Below are 290 nucleotides of genomic sequence, written 5' to 3'. Positions count from 1 at the left end.
TCCTACTCTCACAGGGACAAAGTCCCAACTACCATTGGCGCTAAAGAGCTTAACTTCCGTGTTCGGTATGGGAACGGGTGTGACCTCTTCGCTATCGCCACCAGACATATTATATTATACATGATTTTCAAAAGAAAGCAAGACTTTTTTCGAAAAGTTTTGTTCTCTCAAAACTAGATAACAGTTTGCTGAGTAAAGCTTACGCTTTTAAAGTTTGGTTAAGTCCTCGATCGATTAGTATCAGTCAGCTACACATGTCGCCACGCTTCCACCTCTGACCTATCAACCTG

Annotated in this window: 1 rRNA gene; it reads right to left on the bottom strand. The window is 42.1% G+C overall.

The features are described 5' to 3' along the window. Window positions 1-105 (bottom strand): 5S ribosomal RNA (gene rrf / locus AC0C45_RS30165); the annotation flags it as partial. Window positions 106-290 lie beyond the last annotated feature (185 nt).

Source organism: Priestia sp. VA7 (assembly GCF_055710015.1).
Note: the sequence above shows the minus strand (reverse complement) of the source record. Positions and strands in the feature narration are given on the sequence as shown.